This is a genomic window from Chamaesiphon polymorphus CCALA 037 (assembly GCF_003003845.1).
GTDB classification, from domain to species: domain Bacteria; phylum Cyanobacteriota; class Cyanobacteriia; order Cyanobacteriales; family Chamaesiphonaceae; genus Chamaesiphon; species Chamaesiphon polymorphus.
This window is the reverse complement of record NZ_PVWO01000408.1, coordinates 1-5,410: the sequence shown is the minus strand read 5'-3', so window position 1 is coordinate 5,410 and position 5,410 is coordinate 1. Positions and strand designations below refer to the sequence as shown.

Sequence of the window (5,410 nt, the reverse complement as noted above, 5' to 3'; positions counted from 1 at the left end):
CCGTAGGTATTAATATGCGCGATCGCGGCTTCGAGATCGGGGACAATTTGGATAGCGATAATCAGATCGCTGTATTCTGTTGCCCAATCGGTAGCAATTGCTAAATCGACAGTTAAATGCAATTCGTTATCTAAAATTTGATGTCCGAGTTCGCTGAGGCGAATTTCGACGCCATGTGTCTGAAGTTTATCGATAACTAGCGGTAAAAACTCCCTTGAGATCGATCGATCGATCAGGAGGGTTTCGATCGCGTTGCAGGCGGCTGGATACTGAGTCTTGGCATCGATGGCGATGGCGATCGCTTTCTCGAAATCGGCCTCGCCATCGATGTATAAATGACAGATGCCATCAGCATGTCCCAACACGGGAATGCGGGTATTATCTTGGACGTATTTGACAAATTCGTTAGAACCGCGCGGAATAATCAGATCGACATAGCGATCTAGGTTGAGTAATTCGCTAGTTTCGGCGCGGGTAGTTAAAAGCTGAATTACATCGGGATTGACTTCCGAGTGAGCTAATCCTGCCTTAATCGCCTTAACTAATACGGTACAGGACTCGATCGCTTCTTTGCCGCCTTTTAAAATGACGCCATTCCCCGATTTAATTGCCAAACTGGCAATCTGAATCACGGCATCGGGACGAGCCTCAAAAATCACGCCTAGAACGCCGACAGGACAGCTTACACGCTGCATAATCAGTCCGGTATCGATTTCGCGATGGATCTGAATTTGACCCACTGGATTGGCTAATTTGCCCACATCACGCACGCCGACGATCGCGCCTTTGAGCTTGGTAGCATCTAGTTTCAATCGGGCATATAAGGCGGGAGCGATTTCACCTTCGGCGGCTTGACAATCGATCGCATTCGCCGCCACAATTTCAGTGGCATGGCGTTCTAAAGATGCGGCAATGGCTTCGATCGCCACATCTTTAGCTATTGCTGGAAGACTGGCTAAATGTTGAGCGGCTAGTCGAGTTTTCTGGGCAATTTCTGTCAGCATGTTGTTTAGGCTTTAGGCTTTAGGCTTTAGCGGATGCGCGCTCTGGAGGTTTCCTCCAGGTATAGCGCACCAAGCAGGCTGTAGGAATCACTCGGACAAGATCCTAGCCTCTTAAATTAGTGCCCAACGAGCACGAGTAACACGATAGATTTAGATGATGCTGACGATCGACCCCTCACTAGTTCGCAAAGAGAATTACTTCCTATTTCCGGCGGTTTTGGAGTTCGCGATAGACGTCGCGGATGCTAACGCGATGGTGGGCGAGGGCGACGAGCGTATGATAGAACAGATCTGCGGCTTCGCCTGCGATTTCGGGGGCACGATCGTCTTTACATGCCATCACGACTTCTACGGCTTCTTCACCAATTTTCTTGAGAATTTTGTTGTCCCCGCCTGCGAATAGGGATTGGGTATAGGAACCCTCACGGGGATTGTCCCGGCGATCGCAAATTGTCTGATATAAATCTGAGAGCGTATCGGCTGGTGGTGCGACTTTCGCAGTGTCGATTTGATGAAAACAGCTACGTTCGCCAGTATGACAGGCAATGTCGCCGACTTGCTCGACCGAGATCAGGAGCGCGTCGCTATCGCAGTCATAGCGAATATCTTTGACATGTTGAATGTGTCCGCTAGTTGCGCCTTTGTGCCAAAATTCTTGACGCGATCGACTCCAGAACCAGGTTTCACCCGTGTCCAAAGTTTTAGCCAAAGATTCGCTATTCATCCATGCCATCATTAGCACAGTTCCATCTAAGTAATCTTGAATGATGGCAGGAACTAAACCCCGATCGTCGTATTTAATCCGATCGATCGGAATAGCTCGACGCAGACTGACAGATTCATCGACAGACATGAGGTTGAAACTCGAAATAGTGAAGATCTAGTGGTCGTTAGTCCACATTAAAGATAGTTTACCATTTTGACGTTCGCACATTCAGCCTAAAGCCTAAAGCCTAAAACCTCAAGCCCATCAAACTGCTTTGACTTCTTCAAGAGCGATCTCCTGCATGTTGCCAGCAAAATCATTGTCTGGAGTTAGGAATAACATGCAGTGACATTCCTTGCGTTCGCGCATGGGCACGCACGGACAGTTCCAAAATGCAGCTTTGACTTCAGCTTCTTTATCTTCATAGTGACGACAGGGGCAAAGAGGCGAACCCAACTCTTCCTTATTTTTGGCCAGTCCCTTAATAACGACAGCGGTTACCGAAAGATCCACGCAGAAGTATGTATCTGTGTTTTTGGCATAAGTTTCGGAAAAATGTCTCATCGCTTCGAGCGTTTTATCGCTCGGCTCATTATTTGTGCCGCTATTTTCATTGGCTGCTGCTGGGTTCATGACCATCGAGTTAGGGAGTGAGTAATTACTTGTTCTAGCATTTTACCGAAAAACTTGTCATCTGGAGATCGATCGTTCGTAAGTTGTCACAGTCCTAAATGAGTGTTTACATGCTGATGGTGTTTGTCCGATCGATACCGCGCCATGCTTGACATCCTTTGTAACTTTCCGCGATCGCGAAAACCGCCGCAATAATAACTATTTTGAAAGCAAAATATAATCGTCTCTAAATGTCTTTTTCGTTACTTTTCTTGACTATTCGATTGGGTATATTATTAATTAGATTCAATTTACTAATATCTATCGATCGGCTGAGGGAGCAATAGAACCGATTGAGTAATATTAATGATACTATTAAATATACACAGAGGCTTTATATATGCAACTCATAATCCAAGTAGACGCTGAAACAGCCCGCCAACTAGAAGAAATCCAAAACCAAACAAATCAAGACCCAGCATTGGTCATTCAACAAGGAATCGGACTTTATTATCAACAGTTACAGCCACACCGTCAGTTTTACGTCCAAACAAAAAGACAGTATGAATTAATCGGCAATATTCCCGTGAATAGTAGCTCGAATTAATTATCAAAAAAACTTAATTAGCGATCGCTCTCCCTTGACTAGTTAGGGGAGTTTTTCATTGGATCTGTAAGGGTAAGTAGCAGCGGCAATAATGTACAATACCGACTGTACATAATTAGACGATAAACCCGTGGAAATGAACTCTCCCGATCGATCGAACGAGCGCGTAGCTGCTTACTTAGAAGTCGCCAAAGCAGCAGCATTAGCAGCGGGTGAAGTATTACAAGCTTGTTGGGGAAAACTGGAGTCGATCGTCGAAAAGGGTCGCCCAGGCGATTTGGTCACAGAAGCTGACAAGCAAGCAGAAGCAGTCATCTTAGAGATATTGCGGCAAAATTTTCCCGAGCATTCGATTTTGGCCGAAGAATCCGGTCAATTTGGCGATCTGAATGCCGAATACCTGTGGGCGATCGATCCATTGGATGGCACGACAAATTACGCACATCAATACCCGTTTTCAGCAGCTTCGATCGGATTGTTAATTAATGGCGTGCCGACAGTGGGCGCAATCTACGACCCGTTTCATCGCGAACTATTTTGTGGCGCAGTCGGCATTGGCGCGACCTGTAACGACCGTCCGATCCGCGTTTCCAGTGTCGATAACTTAGCTAAAAGCTTACTCGTCACTGGATTTGCTTACGATCGCCGCGAAACCCCAGACAATAACTATCAAGAATTTTGTTATCTGACCCATATCACCCAAGGTGTCAGACGTGCAGGTGCCGCATCTATAGACCTAGCTTACGTCGCCTGTGGGCGATTGGATGGCTATTGGGAACGGGGACTATCGCCGTGGGATTTAGCGGCTGGCGTGGCCATTGTCGAGGCTGCTGGTGGTAAGATTACCGCATACGATCGCAGTCCCTTCGATATTCGATCGGGTCGCATTCTCGCCACCAATGGCAAATTACACGACGAATTGAGCCAAGAACTACTGCATGTAGCCAAGATCGAACCTTGGTCGTGGCTAGAGACTAGAGGGTAGAAGATTTAAGATTACAGATTTTGGATTTTGCGGACAGGCGATTCTCCAACCGGATAGGCTACGCCAACGCGGCGGTTTCCGCCGCAATCCAGCAATGCCAAAAAAAATTTTGGTGCGAACGTGAATATTAGCTGCGAAATGGGGAATATATAGATGATGTACCCCATAGAGTTACTGGTAAGCCCAGGACTCTCAACCAGTGGCAGTGGATGGAGCTAGAGAGCGTTACCAATCTGGAACGATTGTATACTCCTGAGATCTGAACTACTAATTGGGCATACGTCACCCCACAAGACTCCTGTTGCTGCGCACCAAAGTATATGAGTTTTCAACTAGATCGCGGATTATTTCAGTATGACTTCACCGATCGACACGCTATTCTAGGCGTGAGTGTAAATGCTGAAGAAATAGACATTAGAGAACGCTATCAAGTTGTAGCGAGATTGCTGCACCCTGACTGTGCGCAATGGCAAACTGACGCAGATCGGCAAATGGCGGTAAGACTATTTTCGCGACTGATTACCCATGCTTACGGACAACTGTCTCGTCAATCTCAGCTTCAAGAGCAGATCATCATGCTAGAACTGCTGGGTAAAAGACTCATAGAAGAAGGTAACCAAGTGCAAATTGTCGATCCCTTGTGCCAACAACTGTATCAAAGTGGTACAGACTTCGAGCAAGTTTACGATCGACTCCTCAAGCAACTTGTCAGCCAACAATACACCCAATTAAACCAAAGCGAGCAGACGATTAACCAAATCAGCGAACTAAACATGGTGTATCTGTTACGCAGACAACTACAGTCGGTAAGATCGACCCCACCAGCGGCAAATAGTGGCAAATCCACTGCTGCTAAAGAGACAACCCCAGCCTCATCCGAATTGGCCAAACCATCCGCGACTGAAGGTGCTCTTCGCAGAGCCGAGGATTACATGAGCAAGAAAAATTGGACAAAAGCAGTACCTGAAATTAAAGAAGTGATCGGTGCCGAACCTAATAATGTCCGCGCACATACCTTGTTGGGATTGGTATATTTAAATCAACAACAAATGACTATGGCCAAAATTTCGATTAACAAAGCTCTCCAACTCTCCCCGAAAGATCCGCAAGTCATCCAAGCCAAGCAAGAATTCGATCGACTATCCAATCCCAAAACTAACGGTTCCAGCAGTAAAAATGCTCCCAAAAAACCAAGCGAAGGGATGTTTAGCGGATTGTTTGGCAAAAAGTAACGGGAGTTGGGAGTTAGGAGTTAGGAGTTGGGAGTTGGGAGTTGGGAGTTGCGGATGCGCGCTCGTCTGGTCTCCAGACGGGTTAGCGCACCAAGCAGGGAGTTGGGATCGATGTTTACATTTGCTGACCGCTTACTAACCACTACCCACTACCAACTCCTAACTCACTCCCAACTACTCGCACTGACAACTCATCACTAGCAACCTGCATCAAGATCCCAAGCTCCCACTGGCAGCGACACACGATCTACTAAAATTAGGGAG

6 protein-coding genes are annotated in these 5,410 nt (G+C 46.8%); 3 read left to right on the top strand and 3 right to left on the bottom strand.

The features are described 5' to 3' along the window. From proA to C7B77_RS23060, 3 genes are all read right to left on the bottom strand, one after another. Window positions 1-1,004: glutamate-5-semialdehyde dehydrogenase (gene proA / locus C7B77_RS23070; RefSeq protein WP_106310444.1), on the bottom strand; the 1,004-nt coding region annotated here is incomplete at its 3' end. A gap of 202 nt (window positions 1,005-1,206) precedes the next feature. Continuing rightward, window positions 1,207-1,857 (bottom strand): bifunctional phosphoribosyl-AMP cyclohydrolase/phosphoribosyl-ATP diphosphatase HisIE, encoded by a 651-nt coding sequence (hisIE, locus tag C7B77_RS23065; RefSeq protein WP_106310441.1) that lies wholly within the window; start codon window positions 1,855-1,857, stop codon window positions 1,207-1,209. Window positions 1,858-1,974: 117 nt separating this feature from the next. Beyond that, on the bottom strand, window positions 1,975-2,349 hold the full coding sequence (locus C7B77_RS23060; protein WP_181243981.1) for a ferredoxin-thioredoxin reductase catalytic domain-containing protein: 375 nt from the start codon (window positions 2,347-2,349) through the stop codon (window positions 1,975-1,977). A 373-nt stretch (window positions 2,350-2,722) separates the two neighbouring features. Here C7B77_RS23060 and C7B77_RS23055 point away from each other — a divergent pair, with 373 nt between their 5' ends. The 3 genes from C7B77_RS23055 (at window position 2,723) to C7B77_RS23045 (ending at window position 5,146) form a co-directional block, all read left to right on the top strand. Next, window positions 2,723-2,929: a hypothetical protein gene (locus tag C7B77_RS23055; protein WP_106310434.1), complete on the top strand. Its 207-nt coding sequence runs from the start codon at window positions 2,723-2,725 to the stop codon at window positions 2,927-2,929. A gap of 136 nt (window positions 2,930-3,065) precedes the next feature. Further along, on the top strand, window positions 3,066-3,914 hold the full coding sequence (locus tag C7B77_RS23050; RefSeq protein WP_106310431.1) for an inositol monophosphatase family protein: 849 nt from the start codon (window positions 3,066-3,068) through the stop codon (window positions 3,912-3,914). A 320-nt stretch (window positions 3,915-4,234) separates the two neighbouring features. Further along, window positions 4,235-5,146, top strand: coding sequence for a J domain-containing protein (locus C7B77_RS23045; RefSeq protein WP_106310428.1), 912 nt, complete (start codon window positions 4,235-4,237; stop codon window positions 5,144-5,146). The last annotated feature ends 264 nt before the right edge of the window (window positions 5,147-5,410 follow it).